15 protein-coding genes are annotated in these 20,033 nt (G+C 65.7%); 10 read left to right on the top strand and 5 right to left on the bottom strand.

The features are described 5' to 3' along the window. Nucleotides 1-204: 204 nt before the first annotated feature. The 3 genes from K1X74_09445 (at nt 205) to K1X74_09455 (ending at nt 4,371) form a co-directional block, all read left to right on the top strand. Complete coding sequence (locus K1X74_09445) at nt 205-1,644, top strand: FAD-binding protein (GenBank protein MBX7166556.1); 1,440 nt, start codon at nt 205-207, stop codon at nt 1,642-1,644. A 109-nt stretch (nt 1,645-1,753) separates the two neighbouring features. Then, nucleotides 1,754-3,013, top strand: a complete 1,260-nt coding sequence (locus K1X74_09450) for an FAD-binding oxidoreductase (GenBank protein ID MBX7166557.1) — start codon at nt 1,754-1,756, stop codon at nt 3,011-3,013. 38 nt (nt 3,014-3,051) lie between these two features. Next, nucleotides 3,052-4,371: a 4Fe-4S dicluster domain-containing protein gene (locus K1X74_09455; GenBank protein MBX7166558.1), complete on the top strand. Its 1,320-nt coding sequence runs from the start codon at nt 3,052-3,054 to the stop codon at nt 4,369-4,371. Here K1X74_09455 and K1X74_09460 read toward each other — a convergent pair. Beyond that, nucleotides 4,344-5,366: a serine/threonine protein kinase gene (locus K1X74_09460; GenBank protein ID MBX7166559.1), complete on the bottom strand. Its 1,023-nt coding sequence runs from the start codon at nt 5,364-5,366 to the stop codon at nt 4,344-4,346. The two genes, K1X74_09455 and K1X74_09460, sit on opposite strands and share 28 nt — an antisense overlap. A 267-nt stretch (nt 5,367-5,633) precedes the next feature. On the opposite strand from K1X74_09460, the gene K1X74_09465 reads away from it, so the two are divergent. Genes K1X74_09465 through K1X74_09480 form a run of 4 tightly spaced genes read left to right on the top strand, consistent with a single transcriptional unit; the run spans nt 5,634 to nt 9,752 of the window. After that, a complete protein-coding gene (locus tag K1X74_09465) occupies nt 5,634-5,789 on the top strand; it encodes a hypothetical protein (protein ID MBX7166560.1) in 156 nt (51 codons plus the stop codon). Nucleotides 5,790-5,846: 57 nt separating this feature from the next. After that, nucleotides 5,847-6,962 (top strand): substrate-binding domain-containing protein, encoded by a 1,116-nt coding sequence (locus K1X74_09470; protein ID MBX7166561.1) that lies wholly within the window; start codon nt 5,847-5,849, stop codon nt 6,960-6,962. 46 nt (nt 6,963-7,008) lie between these two features. Beyond that, complete coding sequence (locus K1X74_09475; protein MBX7166562.1) at nt 7,009-8,211, top strand: ABC transporter permease; 1,203 nt, start codon at nt 7,009-7,011, stop codon at nt 8,209-8,211. An 11-nt stretch (nt 8,212-8,222) separates the two neighbouring features. Further along, nucleotides 8,223-9,752, top strand: coding sequence for a sugar ABC transporter ATP-binding protein (locus K1X74_09480; GenBank protein MBX7166563.1), 1,530 nt, complete (start codon nt 8,223-8,225; stop codon nt 9,750-9,752). Here K1X74_09480 and K1X74_09485 read toward each other — a convergent pair. The 3 genes from K1X74_09485 to uvrA all read right to left on the bottom strand — a co-directional run bounded on the left by K1X74_09485 (nt 9,749) and on the right by uvrA (nt 14,349). After that, a complete protein-coding gene (locus tag K1X74_09485) occupies nt 9,749-10,798 on the bottom strand; it encodes a ThiF family adenylyltransferase (protein ID MBX7166564.1) in 1,050 nt (349 codons plus the stop codon). The genes K1X74_09480 and K1X74_09485 overlap by 4 nt on opposite strands. Nucleotides 10,799-10,832: 34 nt before the next feature. Beyond that, the gene (locus K1X74_09490; protein MBX7166565.1) at nt 10,833-11,351 is read right to left on the bottom strand and encodes a hypothetical protein; all 519 of its coding nucleotides are present in this window, start codon (nt 11,349-11,351) and stop codon (nt 10,833-10,835) included. Nucleotides 11,352-11,481: 130 nt separating this feature from the next. After that, on the bottom strand, nt 11,482-14,349 hold the full coding sequence (gene uvrA, locus K1X74_09495; protein ID MBX7166566.1) for an excinuclease ABC subunit UvrA: 2,868 nt from the start codon (nt 14,347-14,349) through the stop codon (nt 11,482-11,484). 149 nt (nt 14,350-14,498) lie between these two features. Between uvrA and murD the strand changes: the two genes are divergently transcribed. Together murD and ligA are read left to right on the top strand one after the other, a co-directional pair. Beyond that, a complete protein-coding gene (murD, locus tag K1X74_09500; GenBank protein ID MBX7166567.1) occupies nt 14,499-15,872 on the top strand; it encodes a UDP-N-acetylmuramoyl-L-alanine--D-glutamate ligase in 1,374 nt (457 codons plus the stop codon). 142 nt (nt 15,873-16,014) lie between these two features. Continuing rightward, nucleotides 16,015-18,024, top strand: a complete 2,010-nt coding sequence (gene ligA / locus K1X74_09505) for an NAD-dependent DNA ligase LigA (protein MBX7166568.1) — start codon at nt 16,015-16,017, stop codon at nt 18,022-18,024. A 21-nt stretch (nt 18,025-18,045) separates the two neighbouring features. Here ligA and K1X74_09510 read toward each other — a convergent pair whose 3' ends face one another. After that, the gene (locus K1X74_09510; protein ID MBX7166569.1) at nt 18,046-18,792 is read right to left on the bottom strand and encodes an SDR family oxidoreductase; all 747 of its coding nucleotides are present in this window, start codon (nt 18,790-18,792) and stop codon (nt 18,046-18,048) included. Nucleotides 18,793-19,013: 221 nt separating this feature from the next. Between K1X74_09510 and K1X74_09515 the strand changes: the two genes are divergently transcribed. After that, complete coding sequence (locus K1X74_09515) at nt 19,014-20,033, top strand: deoxyhypusine synthase family protein (protein ID MBX7166570.1); 1,020 nt, start codon at nt 19,014-19,016, stop codon at nt 20,031-20,033.

The raw sequence follows: 20,033 nt of genomic DNA on the forward strand, positions 1-20,033 counted from the left end.
GCGGTTCCCCCAATGGTTCGCGGAGTTTACTCCAGGGCCGCCCGCGGACCCCAGACGAAATCGCGTGCTTCTGCAAGCACGCCAGGTTGCTGGCATTGCTGCCGCCGGGGTACGAACCTCGGCAACTGGCCTGCTAGCAGGTTGGCATTTACAATCCGCCTTGCCTGGTTCGACTCGAGAATTACCTGTCAAAACCGGTTGCCGATGATTGCCCTGCGTCTGCCGAAGCTGATCGACGAGTTGCGTGAATTGTTGGGCCGCGAGCGCGTGCTGGCGAACCATGCCGAGCTGTTGGTCTACGAGTGCGACGGCTTCGTGATCGAAAAGAATTGCCCGGACGCCGTGGTGTTTCCGGCCAGCACCGCGGAAGTCTCTGCGATTGTGAAGCTTTGCAACGAATACGACGTGCCGTTTCTGCCCCGGGGCGCCGGCACCAGCCTCGCCGGAGGCTGTCTGCCGGTCGACGGCGGGGTGATGATCGTGCTCACGAAGATGAACCGCATCCTCGACATTCAACTGCGCGACCGGTACGCAATCGTCGAACCCGGCGTGGTCAACGTATGGCTGACGCAGAAGCTCAAGGGCACGGGCTACCACTATGCCCCCGATCCCTCGAGCCAGGGTGCCTGCACGATCGGCGGTAATGTCGCCACGAACTCCGGCGGACCGCACACGCTCAAATACGGCGTGACCGTCAATCACGTGCTGGGGGTCGAATGCGTGCTGGCCGACGGATCGATCGTCCAGTTGGGCGGGCCAGCCGAAGACGCCGCGGGACTCGACATGCCAGGCATCATGGTCGGCAGCGAAGGCACCTTGGCCATCGCGACCCGGGTCTGGGTGCGCTTGACCCGCGATCCGCAAGGCTATCGCACGATGCTTGGCGTGTTCGACAGCGTGACCGACGCGACAAACGCCATTAGCGCGATCATCGCGGCGGGGATCATTCCGGCGGCACTCGAAATGATGGACCAGGGCATCCTCGAAGCGGTCGAGGCCGCGTTTCATTTCGGGTTTCCGCTCGATGCCCAGGCGATTTTGCTGATCGAGGTCGACGGGCTCGAAGCGGGCCTCGACCAGCAGCGCGACCGGATCAGCTCGCTGTGCATGAGCAACGGCGCGCGCGAAGTACGCCAGGCCGAAACGATCCAACAGCGCCAACTGCTGTGGAAATCGCGGAAACAGGCCTTCGGAGCCGTTGGTCGGCTGAGCCCGAGCTATTGCACGCAAGACGGCGTCGTGCCGCGGACGAAGCTGCCGGAAATCCTGGCCACGATCAGCGAAATCGGCCGCCGCCACGCCATCCGGATCGTCAACGTGTTCCACGCGGGCGACGGCAACTTGCATCCCATCTTGTTGTTCGACGAGCGCGACGAGGACCAGGTGCGCCGCGTGCTCGCGGCCAGCGAGGAAATCCTCGAGGCTTGCATCGCCTGTGGTGGCAGCGTCACCGGCGAGCACGGCATCGGCGTCGAAAAGCTCAATTTCATGCCCAAATTGTTCACGGCCGATGACCTGGCGACGATGGAGCGACTGCGCCAGGCCTTCAATCCGCTCGGCCGCCTGAGCCCCAAGAAGATGCTGCCCACGGCCGGAGCATGTGGCATGGAGCAGATGCATCCAGGCCGGCGCGCGGCCGTTTAATCGAGCGCTGGGTCGGGCTGCGATTACTACCCTCTCCTGCCTGGGGTCGCTGTCCACGGCGACTTGGGTAGCTACACTGATCTGCTTCCAATCTTTCGCCAGCCTTACCTTGCACGACACCGCTGGACATATACCGCTGACTTCGACGCTGCACCCGGCCGACACGGCCGAGGTGACCGCGATCGTCGAGCGCGCCTATCACGACGATACGGCGATCTACCCGATCGGTGGCGGCACGAGCCTAGAGTTTGGCGCAAAGGCGGGTCGTCCGGGGCTCGGGCTGCGGCTCGACCGTTTGCAACGCATCGTCGATTACCCCGCCCGGGACATGACGATCACCGTCGAGGCGGGGATTTCCTGTGCCACGCTGGCGACGACATTGGCGGCCCAGGGGCAGCGGCTGCCGATCGACGTACCGCGCTCGGAGCAGGCCACGCTCGGCGGTGCGATCGCGACGAATACTGCCGGGCCGCGGCGATTCGGTTACGGCACGCTACGCGATTATGTAATCGGAATCTCGGCGGTCGACGGCCGGGGCGTGGCGTTCAAGGGCGGCGGCCGCGTGGTCAAGAATGTCGCCGGCTATGACTTCTGTAAATTGTTGACCGGCTCGCTGGGGACACTGGGCATCATCACTCAGGTCACGTTCAAGGTCCGTCCGCAGGTAGAGGCCTCGGCGCTGGCCGCTTGCTGCGTGGCCGATTGGCAGCAGGCCGAGCGCGTGCTAGGCGGGCTGACCACTTCGCAGACTACGCCTGTGGCTGTCGAACTCCTGGCCGGACCCGACTGGCTGGACGATCCGGCGCTGGCGGGGCTCGACGCGACTCTACCGGCACGCGTCGTGCTCGGCTTCGAGGGTACCCACGTCGAGGTTGCCTGGCAGCTCGAGCAGATCGATCGTGAGTGGCGTTCCGCTGGCGTCGGGGCGGCGACTGTCGTTGCCGAGCAGCAGGTGCCGGGATGCTGGCAGCGCCTGACCGATTTTCCCGAGGCCGCTAGCGCGCTGGACCGCGGCGCGGCAGCCGTCGTCAAACTGTCCGTCTTACCCAGCCGACTCGTCGAACTCGTGGCGGCGATTCGCGGGCGCATGCCGGATGCTTCGATCCAGGCCCACGCGGGCAACGGCATCTGCGTCGTGCGGCTGCCGCAGACTGCGCTGGCCCCAGGGCCGGCCTTGTGGCGCGAATTCCTCTGGCCACAAGTGCAGCGCGCCTCCGGGCACGCGGTCGTGCTCGCATCGGCCGACGATCATTTGCGCACGCCCGAGCTGGTTTGGGGGCCACCGGACGCGGCGCGGCACTTGATGACCGCCGTCAAGCAACAGTTCGACCCTCGGGGTCTGCTCAACCCGGGACGATTTGTGTACTAATTCATGAACGACGTCACGCCCCACATGCCCCTGCAGCGATGACCGCACCGCAATTCGCATCCCCGGCACCGTGCAAGAATCCCGGCGCGGGAATCGACTACGAGTACTTCCTCGATTGCGTGCATTGCGGCTTGTGCACCGCGTCGTGCCCGACGTTTCTCGAGACGGGCAACGAGAACGACAGCCCGCGCGGACGCATCTATCTGATGCGGGCCGTGACCGATGGACGCCTCGAATTGTCTCCCGAGGTGCGCGGCCACTTGGACCTGTGTCTCGATTGCCGCAATTGCGAGACGGCCTGCCCATCGGGCGTGCAATATGGCCGCTTGATCGAGCCGTTTCGGGCCGCGATGGAACAAGGCGGTGACCTGCCGCCCAAGTCGTCCGACTGGTTCCATCGCTGGATCTTGTTCGGCATGTTTCCGCATCCGGCGCGGATGCGCGCGGCGCTCTGGCCGGCGCGCCTCGCGCAGCGGCTGGGACTGATGCGCCTGGCCGAGAGCTTGGGACTCATCGGGCTGTTGCCACCCCGTCTGCGGCAACTCGTGCAGATGCTGCCGCCGCTCGGCGCGAGCGAGCCGGAGCTGCCCGAGTTTCTGCCGGCGATCGGCCCGCGCCGCGCGCGTGTGGCGCTGTTCACAGGCTGCGTGGCCGACGTGATGTTTCGTGGTACGAACTGGGCCACGGCCCGGGTGTTGCAGCAGAACGGCTGCGACGTGGTCGTGCCGCGCGCTCAAAAATGCTGCGGCGCGATTTACTACCACGCCGGCAGTGCCGAACCGGCGCGGGCCCTGGCCGATGACAACGTCGCCGCCTTCGCTGCCCCGGAGGTCGACGCCGTGATCGTCAATGTGGCCGGGTGCAGCTCGATGTTGAAGGATTACGGCCACGCCTGGGACGACGCTCAGGCCGCGCGACGCGAGCAGCTCGCGGCCAAGGTCAAGGACGTCAACGAGTTTCTCGACGGCCTGGGTCTGATCGCGCCGCGGGGTGAGATCGCCGCGGTGGCGACCTATCACGACGCCTGCCACCTGGCCCATGCCCAGAAGATTCGCGAGGCTCCGCGCCGCCTGCTGGCCCAAGTGCCGGGGCTGCAACTACGCGAGCTGGTCGAGAGCGAGCTGTGCTGCGGTGCCGCGGGGACCTACAACCTCACGCAACCCGAGATGGCCGGGCGCCTGGCACGCCGCAAACTGGCCAATATCGACGCGACCGGCGCTGAATGGGTGATTACCGCGAACGCCGGGTGCTTATTGCAGATTGCCCGCGAGGCCCGGACACAGCGTCGCCCGCTGAGGGTGTTGCATCCGATGGACGTGCTCGACATGAGCTACCGGGGCGCGAAGCTGCCATCGTAACCGGCAAGGTTGGCGGCTTCCTGCAGATGAGGACCGCGAACCGCTCCGGACGTCGCGCGGGGCGTCGCCGTAGTCGGGCTCGAACTCAGTCGGCCGTCGAGCAAGGTTTCGATTTCCAGGGAAGCCAGCCGGTCTGCCACTTCGCGCGCGGTTTGCGGTCGCCGCAGTGGTTCCTTTGCAAGCAAGGCGTGAATCAATTCCGCTGCCGCCGCAGGAACATTCGAGGCGATCGATCGCAACGAAGTCGGTGCGACCCCACGCTGGCAAGCGACGACCTGTTCGGCCGATTCGCCCGGAAATGGCAACCGGCCCGCCAACAGCTCGTAGAGTGTCACACCCAGGCTGTAGAGATCGCTGCGTTCATCCGCCTGGAGCCTTGAGCTGAACACCTCGGGCGCCATGTACGAAGTCGTGCCCAGTACAGGCCGATCGGCGGCACAACGTTCTTCGTCGGGCCGGCGTGCAAATCCCAGATCGATCAGTGTGGCGTGACCGCGGGGCGATAGCAGCACGTTGGCCGGTTTGATGTCGCCATGAATCCAACCGGCCTCGGCCAACGCGGCAATCGCCTCGGCCAATTGGCGGCCGATCCACAACGCCACCGCCAAGGGCGGCGACCAATCCGAGCGCATCCGCGCGGCGAGAGATTGGCCTTCCAGCAGCGGCATGACCAGGAAATGGGGCGGCTCTTGCGTGTGCGCCGCGAGCACCGGCACCAGATTCGGATGGCTCACCGTTCGGCCGACGAGCGCCTCGCGGCGCAACAGCGCTACGGCGCGCGGTTCGTCTTGCCAGCGCGGCGACAGCAGCTTGACCGCATAGGCCAACGGGGCACCCGGGCTTTGTGACGGCCGTGCCGCGTAGACGGTTGCCAAGGCGCCGGCACCGAGCGGTTGTTCGAGCAGCCAGTTCCCTACCTGCAAGGGCTGGCTGCGCGAAGCTGCGGCCTCGGCGGCGCTGGTCGTTGGCGAGCGACCGGCCCGGTTGCGTTTCATGGCGGAGTTTGCCGGAAGTGAGGATCACGACGAGGTCATTCCACCTATCGGAACCTCGGTCAACTGACTTCGGCGAAGCGCGCGGGCCCTGTCATGGGTTCCGCAGCGGGTACAAATTGCCTGACCGGTACCAATCGCCCAGCAAGCAACGGCGAGCACCTTTGCAGCTACGGGCAACTTGCGAATCGGCTGGAAGGCTTTTAAAATCCGGGGCTTACCTCAAACACCAGAGCTTGGATCGAACTCCGACGGAAAGGTGAGAAGACGATGAAATCGCTACGCGGATTGCTGGCGTTGATGGTACTGGCGGGGATGTGTGTCGCAGCGGGCTGCAAGCACGAAGAGCCGGCCCCGGCCGCGACGGGCGACGCCGCGAGCACGACTCCGGCTGCTGCTTCGCCGGCCACGACCGCCGCGGAATAAGTTGCTGCCCGGCAGGCGTGCTGCATGGGGAGCAGCCGCCGGCGGCGCTGGTGTGACATGCTTCGCACGGGAGAGCTACCGGTGATGTTGCGCGCCCAGACGCTGGGATTGATGTTGCTGGCCGGTTGCCTGGCCAGCGCCGGCTGTTCGTCGGAGACCGGTTCCAATTCGGGTTCCGCGTCCTCGACACCCGCTGCCGGCGGGCGGATCGTCCTGCTGATGAACGGCGACTCGCCGTTTTGGGACGCCGTGCGCGTGGGCATTCAAGCCGCGGCAAAGGAACTCGGTGTCAACGCCGCGCTCGACAACAACGACGCGACCCCCGGCGGCCAGATCAATCGGCTGCGGCAGTACAACACGCAGAACGACATCCTGGGCGTGGCGGTTTCGGTGACTGATGCGGCCAATGCCGCCATCGCCGACGAGCTCAAGAAGCTCCAGACCCGGGGTGTGAAGGTTGTCACGATCGACTCCGACGTCGATCGGAGCAAGTATCGCGACGCGCGGTTCGCTTTCATCGGCACCGACAATCTGGAAGGCGGCCGGCAACTCGGTATCACGGCCCGCAATCTCCGTCCCGACGGCGGGCAATTCGTCACCTTCGTCGGCCGCACCGGCGCCCAAAACGCCATCGAGCGGATCGGCGGTTTCTGCGAGGGTGCCGGGGACAAGTTTCAAGAACTCGACAAGATGGGCGATGAGAATGACCGCACGCGTGCCCGGGAAAACGTGCGCAACGCGATCCGCAACCATCCCGGCCTGACGACGCTCGTCGGTATCTGGTCGTACAACGCCCCCGCCATCGTCGACGTCGTCCGCGAAACGCAATCGAGGTCGAAATACAACGTCGTCGTGTTCGACGCCGAGCCGCTGGCGATCCAGCAGATGTCCGCAGGGGACATCGACGCGATGGTCGTACAGAACCCGTACGAGATGGGCTACCAGGGCGTGCGGCTGCTGAATGCCTTGGTGAAAGACGACCAGGAAACGATCAAGGCCATGCTCCCGCAGCATGGCCAGCCGGACGGCGACTTGTACGACACGGGCTTGAAGGTCGTGGTGCCCGACGAGGGCTCACCGCTCAAAGCCGAGCTGTTCGGTGCGAAGACACAGTTTCTCAAGCTGTCGGAGTTTCGCGCCTGGCTCGACAAGTACAACCTGAAGGGATCGTGACGCTCGGCCCCTTGCATGCTCCGATCGCGCTTCCGGTTTAGAGCCCATGCGTACTTTGGCCAGACTGTTCAAGGCCCATGAATCGGGCCTGATCGTGGCGATCCTGGCCGTGTTGCTGGGGACGGTGCTGCTCGATTCAGAGCGCGTGTATTGGCACGAGCCGCTCTCGAGCCTACACGACGTTTCGCGTCACGCGTCGTTGCTGGGCATCTTTGCCCTGGGCAGTGCCATCGTCATCATCTCGGGCGGCATCGACTTGTCGGCCGGTTCGGTGATCGCCTTTAGCGGTACGATCTGCGGCGCTCTGATGCTGGCGATGGCTCCCGAGCAAATGCAGCGGGCCGAGCCGGTTGGCCCTGCGGTGATCATCGTCGCGGTGCTGGGCACGCTGATCGTGGGTTTTCTGATCGGCAGTCTCCACGCGTGGCTCATTTCGGCCGTCGGATTGCCGCCCTTTGTGGCGACGTTGGCCACGCTGGTGGGGCTGCGCAGCCTGGGCCGGGCGTTGGCCGAAAAAGTCACCGAGTCGTTTGCCGGCGCGCGCAGCACGCAGATCCAGATTTTCGATCCGCAGTTCCGGTCGTTGGCTACGAACGTCTGGATTCCAGTGGCGATTTTTGCCGTGCTGGCCGTGCTCGCGGCGCTGCTGCTGAGCCGCACGGTGGTGGGCCGCCACCTCTATGCGTTGGGCGGCAATGAAGAGGCCGCGCGGCTCAGCGGCATTCGCACCGACCAGTTGAAGTGGCTGGCCTACTGCATCGGCGCGCTTTGTTCGTCGCTGGCCGGGGTACTTTATATCGCCGACCAGAGCGTCGCCGACCCCCAAACCCTGGGACGCGCGTACGAACTCAACGCGATCGCCGCGGCCGTCGTCGGCGGCTGCAGCCTGCAGGGCGGCGTAGGCACCGTGTTCGGTGTGGTGTTGGGCTGCGTGTTCTTACGCGTCGTGGTCGATAGCATCGCCAAGATCATCAACAGCGGCGCCGAGGTGTACGAGGGCCTGATCGTCGGCCTGCTCGTAGTGGTCGCCGTCGCATTCAACAACTGGCGGGCGATGATCGCTGCCCGGCAGCGTCTGTTCCCGGGGGCGTTGGGCATCGTGGCCACCGTGGCGCTGGTGCTGCTCATCGGCGCCGTGGCGACGATCGTGTTTCGCCTGCAAGTGGGCGTCGGCGCGGGGCTCGCGGCGCTGGCGCTGCTGGTCGGGTTGCAGGTGCTCGAACGCCGGTTGACGCGCACGGCCCGATAGGCAATTGTTGCATGACCGCCGAGCCGCATCTGCAGATCGAGCACGTCACGAAGCGGTATCCCGGCGTCGTTGCGCTCGACGACGTTTCGCTCTCCGTGCGCCGCGGCAGCCTGCATGCGATCGTCGGCGAGAACGGCGCAGGCAAGAGCACGCTGATGAAAATCCTCGCTGGCGTGGTTACGCAGTACGAGGGTTGCGTGCGCGTCGCCGGTCGCGAGATGCAATTCCGCGGCACGCGCGATGCCGAGGCGGCCGGCATCAGCATCATCCACCAGGAATTGAACCTGGTGGAAGAACTGTCGGTCGCCGCGAACGTGTTCTTGGGCCGCGAGCGGCGCACCGCGTGGGGGCTACTCGACGAGCGCGCCATGCTGCGCGAGGCGACGGCCCTGCTGGCCGAGCTCGAATGCGCCGTGCCCGCGGATCGGCCCGTCGGGCGATTGCGCGTGGGCGACCAGCAATTAGTCGAGATCGCCAAGGCGTTGTCGCTTGCGGCCGACGTCTTGATTCTCGACGAACCGACCAGTGCACTGACCGAAGCTGAATCGGCGCGGTTGGAGCGCATCCTGGCCAGGCTGCGACAGCGCGGGGTCACCATGCTCTATATCTCGCACAAAATGGACGAGGTGTTTCGCCTGGCCGATACGATCACCGTCTTGCGCGACGGGAGGCACGTGCGGACGATGCCCCGTGCCGAGACGACGCCGCGCGAAGTCACGCATCTGATGGTCGGGCGCGAGATCGAAGCGGCCGAAGCCCGTACGCCGGGCCCCCCGGGCGAAGTGGTGCTGAGCGTCGATCGCCTCAGCTTGCCCTGGCCGGGACACGCCCGGCACTGGCGCCTGCACGAGGTGAGTCTTGAGCTGCGCCGGGGTGAGATCGTCGGCATCGCCGGCCTGGTGGGTGCGGGGCGCACCGAACTACTCGAATGTCTGTTCGGGGCGAGCCGCGAGGTACCCCTGGGCCAGATCCTGCTCGACGGCTGCCCGGTCAAGTTTGCTAATCCGTCCGAGGCGTGCCGCGCGGGCATGGCCCTGGTCACCGAGGACCGCAAGCGCCTGGGCATCTTCGAGCGGATGAACGTCGGGCAGAACATTACGCTCCGCGCGCTGGCGCAGACGCTCTCCGCAGGGCTGATTTATCCGCCCCTGGAGCAGCGACTCGCCCAAGGAGCGATCGGAGAGCTGGGAATCAAGACGTCCGGCCCCGACGCGGCGATCACCAGCCTGAGTGGGGGCAACCAGCAGAAGTCGATCATCGCGCGCTGGCTGCTGACGAGGCCCAAGGTGCTGCTGCTCGACGACCCGACGCGCGGCGTGGACGTGGGCGCGAAGGCTGAGCTGTATCGGCTCATGGACCAGCTCTGCCGCCAGGGTTTGGCGATCCTGGTCACCTCGAGCGAACTGCCCGAGCTGTTGGCCGTGAGCGATCGGATCCTGGTGCTTTGCGAGGGGCGTTTGACTGGCGAATTTGTCCGCGGCGAGGCCACCGAACAGCGGATCATGGAAGCGGCGACCCGGGTGGCGGCGCTCGCCGATTAGGCCCCGACGTAGCGCGCATAAACCGTCCGCGCAACCGCCGGATCGTCGGTGCCAGCGATGATGGCCCGGCCGTCGGGAAACAGCGTTAACGTGTAGTCGTCCACGGCCAGCCGCAAGAGGAACGCGTTGCGGCGGATCTCGCCCGTACCGGCCAGGCGCGCGGCCATTTCATCGAGCGAGATGAGCGTCGGTTCGGCCGGATTAAGCTGCACGGCATTGCGACCGCAGAGCACGGCCGAACGGCTGCCGCGGGTGCCTTCGAGCCAGGGAAACTCCCGGCCCTGGCAGGCCGGGCAGTCGCTGCTCGATAGCGCATCGAGCTTTACCTGCCGGATGCGATTGTCCCAGAGGTGCACGACCGTCAGGGTCCGACTGACCGCCTCGCGGCGGCCGGCCAGGATCTTCATCGCTTCGAGCGCCTCGAGCGAGGCAATCACATTGATCACCGGGCCCAGGATGCCAGCCGTGTCGCAGGTGGGCGTCGTCCCCGGGGGGGGCGTGTCGCGGACCAGGCAGCGCAGGCAGGGTGTCTCGCCCGGCAAGATGGTCATCGTCTGGCCTTCGGCCCCGATGCAGCCGCCATATACCCAGGGGATGCGCTCGCGCAAGGCAATGTCGTTCAGCAGGAATCGCGTCTCGAAATTGTCGGTCCCGTCGACGATCACGTCGACGTCCCGGGCCAGCTCGAGCACGTTGCCGCTATCGACGTCGGCGACCACGGGCTCGATCTCGATGGCCGAGTTGATGCGGCGTAGCTTGTTCGCCGCGGCAATGGCCTTGGGCAGATCGCCCGCCACGTCGTCCTCGTCATACAGCACCTGACGCTGCAGGTTGTTCAGCTCGAGGAAATCGCGATCGACCAGACGCAGGTGACCGACGCCGGCGCGGGCCAGGGTATTGGCGATCACACTGCCCAGGGCCCCGCACCCGCAGACGAGCGCCCGCCCGCGCGCCAGGCGTTCTTGTCCCTCGCGGCCCAGTGGCGGGTACAGCATCTGGCGCGCATAGCGCGCCAGGGAATCAGGCGAATCGGGGGCGTCCGGCATGGAACGGGAAACTTCTCCGGGAACGGGTTCGCGCTTACGGCAGACCGAGCTTGTCGGCCAGGTCGCGACCTTCCTTGAACGGTGGCTTGATCGTCTCGCCGACGCGCCGCCAGGTGTCGCCTTGCAACTCATACGACAAGGCCAACTCCATGGGCTCCGACTGCACATTCTTCGACGAGCGCATCGACTCGAACGTCGGTCCGGGACTGGCGGGCAGCAGCTCGGTTTCTTTCGCGGCATCTTCCCGCAACTTGTGCATTCGGGAGAAGTGTTTCACATAGGTCACGTGCACGATGGCGGTCTGCTTGCCTGCGGCCTCGTGCCGTTCGACGGTCACGTCGCTGACCACGCGCCGCATCTTCGACCAGCCCGTGGGGTAGTAGCTGCTCTCGTGCATCTCGACGAATTCGTCGACCGTCTTGCGGAGATGCGCGGCCAGCTCGTCGAGGCTCTGGGCCGCGTCGCTACCGGCGGGCCAGCCTTGAGCCTGCGGCGCAGCGGGGGCCGGCGCTGGGAGCGGAGCGGTCGCAGGCGATGGGACCGAGCCCGGCAAATGGGGGGCCGGGCCGCAGCCACTTGAGCCAACCGCGGGAACAATGATTGCCGCGAGGATCAAAGCTCTCCAGCCGTACGATGGTCGCTGCATTGCCAGGGTGCCTTTACATGTCTGAGTTTGCGGATGGCTATGCCGAGCGTTCCTGAGCGCTTTGCGCCAGAGATTTGCTCAAAAACTTTCCCGTGATGCTTTTCGAATTGCGCGAGACCGCCTCGGGCGTGCCCGTCGCGACCAGGCGTCCGCCTTCGTCGGCCGCGCCCGGTCCCAGGTCGATAATGTAATCTGCCGCGGCGATCATCTGCAGGTTGTGCTCGACGACGATCAACGAATGTCCTACGGCCAACAGGGCATCGAAGCAATCGAGCAACTGCACAATGTCCTGAAAGTGCAGGCCGGTCGTGGGTTCGTCGAGCAGAAACAGACAGCGGCCGCGCTTGGCGGTCGAGAGGTAGGCGGCCAGTTTCAGGCGCTGGGCCTCGCCGCCGCTCAAGGTATTCGCCGGTTGTCCCAGGCGCAGGTAGTCGAGCCCCACGTCGATCAGCCGTTTCAGCCGGACCTGCACCTTTGGCGAGCCGCGGAAGAAGGTAAACGCCTCGCGGACGGTCATCTGCAGCACGTCGGCAATCGAACGTCCCCGGTAGAGCACCTCGAGAATTTCCGGCCGGTAGCGCTGACCATCGCACTGGCTGCACTTCATGAACACGTCGGGCAGGAACTGCATGTCGATCTCGACATAACCGTCGCCTTCGCAGCCCGGGCAGCGGCCGCCGTCGACGTTGAAGCTGAAATGGCTGGGCGTGTAGTTTCGCATCCGGGCATCGAACGTGTCGGCAAAGACCGCGCGGATTTCGTCGAACGCCTTGAGATAGGTCACCGGGTTCGAACGGGGCGTTCGTCCCACGGGGCTCTGGTCGACCAGAATCACGTCGTCGAGCTGGCCGTCGCCCAGCACGTCGTCGCACAAGGCCGACTGGGCAGCTTCTTTCCGCATGCGGCGGCACAGCGCCGGGTACAGCGTGTCTTGCACCAGCGTGCTCTTGCCTGCGCCGCTCACACCACTGACCACGCAGAGCACGCCGAGCGGAAATTCGACCGTCAGGTTCTGCAGATTGTTCCCGCGGGCGTTCACCAGCCTGATCCAGCCGTGATTCGGCTTACGCCGCTGCTGGGGCGGCCGGATCTGCCTTCGGCCCGACAGGTAGTCGCCCGTCGCGCTGCGCGTGTCGGCCTCGATATCCCGCGGCGTCCCCTGGAAGACTACCTGGCCGCCACGTTCGCCGGCGCCCGGGCCGATTTCGACGACATGATCGGCGGCTCGGATGATCGCTTCCTCGTGTTCGACCACCACGACGGTGTTGCCCCGGTCGCGCAGCGACCGCAGCGCCCCCAACAGTCGCTCAGTGTCGCGCGGATGCAGGCCCACCGATGGTTCATCGAGCACATAGAGCATGTTGACCAGGCTCGAGCCCAGGGCCGTGGTCAGGGCGATCCGTTGGGCCTCGCCGCCGCTGGTCGTGCGCATCGTGCGGTCGAGCGTCAAGTAGTCGAGCCCGACGGCGCAAAGGAATCCCAGCCGGGCGCGGACCTGTTCGAGCATCATGCGGCCGACCGTCTGTTGCCAGGCATTGAGCTCGAGCCGGGCAAAGAAGTCGGCAGCGTCGCGGATTTTCAGCGCGCAGATCTGGGCCAGATTGCGACTGCCGATTTCCGTGGCCAGCGACTCGGGTCGCAGTCGGGCGCCGTTGCAGTCCGGGCACGGGTGGTAACTTCGCCAGCGGCTGAGAAACACGCGGATGTGCATCTTGTACTTGCGCCGCTCGAGCCAGGCAAAGAAGCCGCGCAGGCCGCCGAACTTGCGGTCCGGGACGCCTTCGTCGATCAGTCGGCGCGCCTCTTCGCCGAGCGTGGCATAGGGCACGTCGACGTCGATGCCATAGTCGCCGGCCAGCGTCAGCAACTCTTCCAGCTCGTGGGCATACGAGGGCGTATTCCAAGGGGCGATCGCCCCTTCGCGAAGCGATTTGTTGGCGTCGGGAACGACGAGTTCCATGTCGACGTCCATCACGTTGCCGAAGCCTTCGCAGGTAGGGCAGGCCCCCAAGGGGCTGTTGAAGCTGTACAGTCGCGGCTCAGGCAGGGGGTATTCCCGACCGCAGTGGTCGCATTGCAGCCGGTTGCTAAAGGCGCTGCGGCGCCAACTTGTACCGTCGAACAACGTCTCGTGGCCCGGGGGCGCCGAATCGCCGGCGCCATTCGAGGCATCGACCAGCACCACGCACGAACCGTCGCCTTTGGCAAAGGCCGTTTCGAGCGAATCGCGCAGGCGTTCGGCGGTTGTTTGGCCCGCGGTCAGGCGATCGACGATCACGAGCCATTCGCCCTCCACGTCGTCCAGGGCCGCCGTCTCGTTGGTCAGGTTTCGCATGTGGCCGCCGGCGACGACTCGCACCAGGCCGTCTTCGCGCAGGGCCGCGACGAGTTCCTGGCGGTCGCCGCTCTCCGGGGTCCGCGCGAATGCCAGCATGAACCGTGTCCCTTGCGGCAGCCCGGCCAGCGTGGCGGCCACGGACTGCGGCGTTTCGCGGCGCACCGGCAATCGGCAATCGAGACACACCACCTGGCCAATCCGGGCCATGAGCAGCCGCAGGTAGTCGGTGGTCTCGGTCACCGTGCCGACGGTCGAACGGCTCGAGCGGCCGGGAGCCGTGCGCCCTACGGCGATCGCCGCCGGGATGCCGTCGATGCGTTCGGCCGTGGGCTTCTCGAGCTGCTCGAGAAATTGCCGCGTATACGCCGAAAACGTTTCGATGTACCGCCGTTGCCCCTCGGCATACAGCGTGTCGAACGCCAGGCTGCTCTTGCCGCTGCCACTCACGCCGCAAAACACGATCAGCCGGCGATGCGGCAGGTCGAGATCGATCCGCTTCAGGTTATGGACCTCGACCCCGCGGAGGCTGATCGTGCGTTCGATCGTCGGGCGGACCGGTGGGGGCATGGCTTGTGTCCGGATCGCGGCAGCGAAACCCACGATTCTACCATCATGCGCGGATTGGCTGTAGCCGCGCGCGACGAAGTGTGCTGGCGAAAACCGCGCCGAACGAGCTAGAATCTGCGGACGAAAACGCCTCCCGGATGAGCGGCGCCATGGATTGGGCCCAACAATGCGTCGTCGTACTCGGCCTGGGCACGCATGGCGGCGGCGTGGGTGCCGCACGCTATTTGTCGCGCTGCGGTGCGCGGGTCATCGTGGCTGACCGTCTTCCGGTCGAGGCGCTCGGACGCTCGGTGACCGATCTGGCCGACTGTCCGGCGATCGAATGGCGCCTGGGCGGCTATACGGTCGACGATCTGCTCGGAGCGCAGGCCGTCGTGGTCAACCCGGCCGTGCGTCCGGACGACGAGTGCCTGGCGGCGTTGGCCGCCGCGGGCATCCGCCGGCTCACCGAGATTGACCTGTTCCTGCAGGCGTGCCCGGCGCCGATCGTCGGCGTAACCGGCACCACGGGCAAGTCCTCGACGACAGCCATGCTCGCGGCCATGCTCACGGCCGACGGCCGCCGCACCTGGCAAGGGGGCAACCTCGGCGGGAGTCTGCTGGACGACGTGGCGCAGATGACTCGCGACGATTGGGTCGTGCTCGAACTGAGCAGCTTTCAATTGTTTCACTTGGAGCAGTCCGCGCCGCGCTTCGCAGCCGCGGTGGTCACTAACTGCACGCCGAATCACCTCGATTGGCATCCCGATGCAGTTCACTACGCGGCCGCCAAGCAGCGATTGTTGCGCTTGATCCAGCCCCGGGGCTTTGCGGTGCTCGATCCGGGTTCCGCTGGTACCTGCGATTGGCGGAAGCAGGCGGCGGCGCCCGTCGTCGCGGCTTGGCAGGACGACCGCATTCCTGCGCTACGCGTGCCGGGCGCACATCAGCGGCGAAACGCGGCTTGCGCTGCGGCCGTGGCGGCAGGGCTTGGCTGCTCTCGCTCGGCGATCGAACGGGCCCTGGGCGAGTTTCGTGGTTTGCCCCATCGCTTGCAGTGGGTGGCCGAGTTTTCCGGCCGCGAGTTTTTCGACGACTCGAAGTCTACGACGCCCGCGGCGACTTTGGCTGCCGTCGAAGCCGTTTCTGGTCAGCGTCCGGTGTGGCTGTTGCTCGGCGGCGTCGACAAAGGGGGCGATTTTGCCAACGTGGTTCCCGGCATTGTCGAACACGTCGCCGGCGTGGCGCTGTTTGGCGCCTGCCGCGACGCATGGTATCAGGTGCTCCAGCGGCAACGTCGCGAGGTTGCGCTTGGCGTCCGACCGTCGCTCGCCGAGGCATTCGCCTGGTGCGTGGAGCGCGCACCGGCAGACGGCGCGATCGTTTTGTCACCTGGTTGCGCAAGCTGGGATCAGTTTGCGGACTACCGCGCACGAGGCGCTGCGTTTGTCGCGTTGGTGCACGAACTGGCGGCGCGAGAAAACTCTTGCAGGGCGCTATCGGCTTCGTTAGAGTCCAGTTGTCCGTCCGCTTGCGATTCGTAAGCGCGATCGACAACCTCGAGAACGACGGCTGAAGGGCGACCTTGTTGGTGGCCCGACGGCGCTGGGAGTCGTCCCTCGAGGTTTTTTTGTTGGCACCTGGGGCGGTCGGCCTGGTGCATCGGCCCGGTGGGAAACGGCTGTGATGACCAAATCGGCGCGCGACGCTGCCCGAGGCGAAATCGAGAAGCTGCGCGAGCAAATTCGCTACCACGACCGCAAGTACTACGTCGACGCGGCTCCGGAAATCTCGGACCGCGCCTACGACGCCCTGCTCGAACGGCTCGAGCAACTCGAGGCCCAGTGGCCCGAGTGGATCACGCCCGACAGCCCTACGCAGCGCGTCGGCGACGAGCCGGTCACCGGCCTGGTTCCGGTCGACCACGTCGTGCCGATGCTCTCGATCGACAATACCTACAACGTCGACGAGCTGCGCAAGTACGGCGAGCGGGTCGCCAAGCTACTGCCGGACGAATCGATCGATTGGATCGTCGAACTGAAGATCGACGGCGTGGCCATCGCGATCACCTACGAAGACGGGCTGCTGGTGCGCGGGGCGACGCGGGGCAACGGCCGCGTGGGCGACGACATCACGCACAATTTGCGGACGATGGCCGACGTCCCGCTGCGGCTTTCGGGCCGGCCGCCCGAGCTGCTCGAAGTGCGCGGCGAGGTTTACATGGCTAACAGCACGCTCGTGGCCCTCAACGAGCGGCAGAAGGCCCTGGGCGAGCCGTTGTTTGCCAATCCGCGCAACGCCGCGGCCGGGGCGATTCGGCTGCTCGACCCGCGGATTTGCGCGCAACGGCACTTGCGGCTGTTTTGCCACGGCGTCGGCGCGACACGCGGGCTGAAGGCCAAGAACCATCTCGATTTTCTCCACGAAATCGGCGGATATGGCCTGCCGCCGACGCCGCACGTCGAGCGGTTTAGCAGCTTCGACGCGGCCGTGGCCCATTGCGACGAACTGATCGAGCGGCTGCACGAGCTCGATTTCGAGGTCGACGGCCTGGTCCTCAAGGTCGATCGCTTCGACCAGCGCGAACGGCTCGGATCGACCACGAAAAGTCCCCGCTGGGTGATCGCCTACAAGTTCGAGAAGTTCGAAGGGGCCACCAAGCTGCTCCAGATTCGCGTGCAGGTGGGCAAGACCGGCGCCATCACGCCCGTGGCCGACTTGCAGCCGATCGAACTGGCGGGCACGGTGGTCAGCCGCGCCAGCCTGCACAACGCTGACGAGATCGAGCGCAAGGACATCCGCGTGGGCGACGTGGTGGTCGTCGAAAAGGCCGGCAAGATCATTCCGCACGTCGTGCGCGTCGAAAAGCATGAGCGCAAGGGCGAGCTGCCGCGTTTTCATTTCCCGAAGAAGTGTCCCGAGTGCCACACGCCGGTCGTCAAGGACGAAGGGGGCGTCTACATCCGCTGCCCGAACTACCAGTGCCCGGCCCAGGTGCGCGAACGGATTCGCTATTTCGCCACGCGCAACGCGATGGACATCGAGGGGCTCGGCGACAAGCTTGTCGATCAACTGGTGCGTGACGGCCTGGTGAAAGGCTATGGCGACTTGTATCGGCTGACCGCGGCGCAGCTCACGGAGCTCGAACGGATGGGCCAGAAAAGCTCCGAGAACCTCGTGGCCCAAATCGAGGCCAGCAAGGATCGCGGCCTGGCGCGGCTGCTGAACGCGTTGAGCATCCGCCACGTGGGAACTCGCGTCGCCAGCGTGTTGGCCGCGCATTTTGGCGACATTGATGCGCTGCTGGCCGCCGACGAATCGGAATTGAGCGAGGTCGAAGAGGTGGGCCCGATCATCGCGCACAGCGTCCATCACTACCTGCATCATCGCCCGGGACACCAGGTCGTCGAGGAGCTGCGCTCGCTGGGGGTGAAGATGACCGCGCCGCGCACGTCCAAACCGCGCGGGCCCCTGGCCGGGAAGACGGTCGTCGTGACGGGCACGCTGGTCAACTACGGACGCGACGACATCAACGAGGTCATCGCCGCGCATGGCGGCCGGGCTTCGTCGAGCGTCTCGAAAAAGACTGATTACGTCGTGGTCGGGGAGAACCCCGGCAGCAAGTTGGACAAGGCCCAGCAGTTGGGTGTGCCGATCCTCAGCGAGGCCGAGTTCGAAAAACTGCTGAAGCGCTGAGCGACGGCCCTGTGTTCGCGATCAGCGGTACATACCCCCGTTGGGGCTGATCACCTGGCCCGTGACATAGGCGCTGTCGTCGCTGGCGAAAAACAGTGCGACCCCGGCCACCTCTTCCGCCGTGCCGAGGCGCCCCAGCGGTGTGTTCTGCAGCATGCCGGGTCGCCATTTCTCGGGCAATTGTGCGAGCATCTCGGTGTCGATCCAGCCCGGCGCGATGCAGTTGACCCGGATGCCGTGCGGGGCGACCTCGTGCGACAGACCCTTGGTAAAGGCGATGATCGCCCCCTTGGCCGCGGTGTAGGGTGCCGAGCCGGGCAGGCCGCGCAGACCGGCCACCGAGCCGAGCGTGATGATGTTGCCTCGGCCGCGCGGTTTCATCCGTCGCACCGCGGCGCGACAGCAGCGATAGGTGCCGCCCAGGTGGACGTCGACCGTGGCGTTCCAGATCTCATCGGTGACTTCTTCCAGCGGGCGCAGACCGCCGACCACGTTGCCGGCGTTGCACACCAGGATGTCGACCGGCCAGTCGCGCTGGTCCAGTTCGGCAAACAGCCGCTCGCAATCTTCGGCACGGGCCACGTCGGTCTCGACGACCAGCGCTTCGCGGCCGAGTTTGCGGACCTGCTCGGCCACTTCCTCGCCCCGCTCGCGGACCAGTTCGGCGATCACGATGCGCGCGCCCTCGGCGGCAAAGCGCAGGGCCATGGCCCTTCCGATCCCGGCGCCTCCCCCGGTGATGACGGCAGTCTGGCCTGACAGTTTCATGGCAATCTCCCGGGAGCGTGTGCGATGCGGCGTCGAGCAAGACACGTGATTCTAACAGACCTGCCGGCGATCGCGGCGATCGGTCGGGGTTGAAAGAATCGAGCTAAACCCTATTCTGAACGCAGGATAAGCTTGGAATTCGGCGAACGCTGGCGTTCGGCCGGTACTCGAGGCCCTGTTTTCCGTCCGGCGATTGCCCGGCCGCAAAGGACTTGCCCGCGATGAGCACGAAGACCGTATCGCCCGCTGCCGTGTCGGTTCCCCAGTCTCAGGCGACGGGGGCCATCAGCCGGTTCATGGAGCACCACTACCGGCACTTCAACGCCCGGGAGATGCTCGACGCCGCCAAGGCCTGGAAGCGGCATCTCGACGGCGGCGGCAAGATGCTGATGTCGATCGCCGGTGCGATGAGCACGGCCGAACTGGGCCTGTCGCTGGCCAAGATCATTCGCGCGGGCAAGGTCCACGCGATCTCGTCGACGGCGGCCAACCTCGAGGAAGACATTTTCAACCTCGTGGCCCATAACGAGTATCGGATGGTGCCGCACTACCGAGACTTGTCGCCGGCCGACGAAACGCAATTGCGCGACGACGGTTTCAACCGCGTGACCGACACCTGCATTCCCGAGACCGTCATCCGCCATCTCGAAGCGGTGATGCTCGATTACTGGGCCGAAGCGGGCCAGAAGGGCGAATCGTATTTCCCCTACGAGTATTTTTTCCGCGCCCTGCGCGAAGGGGCTCTCGACGAGCACTTCCAGATTCCGCGCGAGCACTCCTGGGTGGCCGCGGCGGCCGAGATGAACGTCGCGATTTACTCGCCCGGCTACGAAGACTCCACCCTGGGCAATATCTTCGCGGCCCGCTGCTACGAAGGCAAAATCAAGTCGCACAACGTGATCAAGTCGGGCACGCAGCAGATGGAGCACCTGGTGCGCTGGTACGTCGAGACACAGCAGCAAAGCTCGATCGGCTTCTTCCAGATCGGCGGGGGGATCGCCGGCGATTTCGCGATTTGCGCGGTGCCGCTGATCGTGCAGGACCTGGAGCTCGACGTGAAGCTCTGGGGTTACTTCGCGCAGATCTCCGATTCGACCACGTCGTTTGGTTCGTACTCGGGCGCCGTCCCGAACGAAAAGATCACCTGGTGGAAGCTCGATCCGGACGCGCCGAAGTTCATGATCAACTCCGACGCCTCGATCGTGGCGCCGCTGATCTTTGCGTACTTGCTCGACGAATAG

This window comes from Pirellulales bacterium (assembly GCA_019694435.1).
Taxonomy (GTDB): Bacteria; Planctomycetota; Planctomycetia; order Pirellulales; family JAEUIK01; genus JAIBBZ01.

Coding starts and splice junctions, on each gene's coding strand:
- K1X74_09445 (MBX7166556.1), top strand. CDS start 205: ATGATTGCCCTGCGTCTGCCGAAGCTGATCGACGAGTTGCGTGAATTG.
- K1X74_09455 (MBX7166558.1), top strand. CDS start 3,052: ATGACCGCACCGCAATTCGCATCCCCGGCACCGTGCAAGAATCCCGGC.
- K1X74_09460 (MBX7166559.1), bottom strand. CDS start 5,366: ATGAAACGCAACCGGGCCGGTCGCTCGCCAACGACCAGCGCCGCCGAG.
- K1X74_09465 (MBX7166560.1), top strand. CDS start 5,634: ATGAAATCGCTACGCGGATTGCTGGCGTTGATGGTACTGGCGGGGATG.
- K1X74_09470 (MBX7166561.1), top strand. CDS start 5,847: ATGCTTCGCACGGGAGAGCTACCGGTGATGTTGCGCGCCCAGACGCTG.
- K1X74_09475 (MBX7166562.1), top strand. CDS start 7,009: ATGCGTACTTTGGCCAGACTGTTCAAGGCCCATGAATCGGGCCTGATC.
- K1X74_09480 (MBX7166563.1), top strand. CDS start 8,223: ATGACCGCCGAGCCGCATCTGCAGATCGAGCACGTCACGAAGCGGTAT.
- K1X74_09485 (MBX7166564.1), bottom strand. CDS start 10,798: ATGCCGGACGCCCCCGATTCGCCTGATTCCCTGGCGCGCTATGCGCGC.
- uvrA (MBX7166566.1), bottom strand. CDS start 14,349: ATGCCCCCACCGGTCCGCCCGACGATCGAACGCACGATCAGCCTCCGC.
- murD (MBX7166567.1), top strand. CDS start 14,499: ATGGATTGGGCCCAACAATGCGTCGTCGTACTCGGCCTGGGCACGCAT.
- ligA (MBX7166568.1), top strand. CDS start 16,015: ATGACCAAATCGGCGCGCGACGCTGCCCGAGGCGAAATCGAGAAGCTG.
- K1X74_09510 (MBX7166569.1), bottom strand. CDS start 18,792: ATGAAACTGTCAGGCCAGACTGCCGTCATCACCGGGGGAGGCGCCGGG.
- K1X74_09515 (MBX7166570.1), top strand. CDS start 19,014: ATGAGCACGAAGACCGTATCGCCCGCTGCCGTGTCGGTTCCCCAGTCT.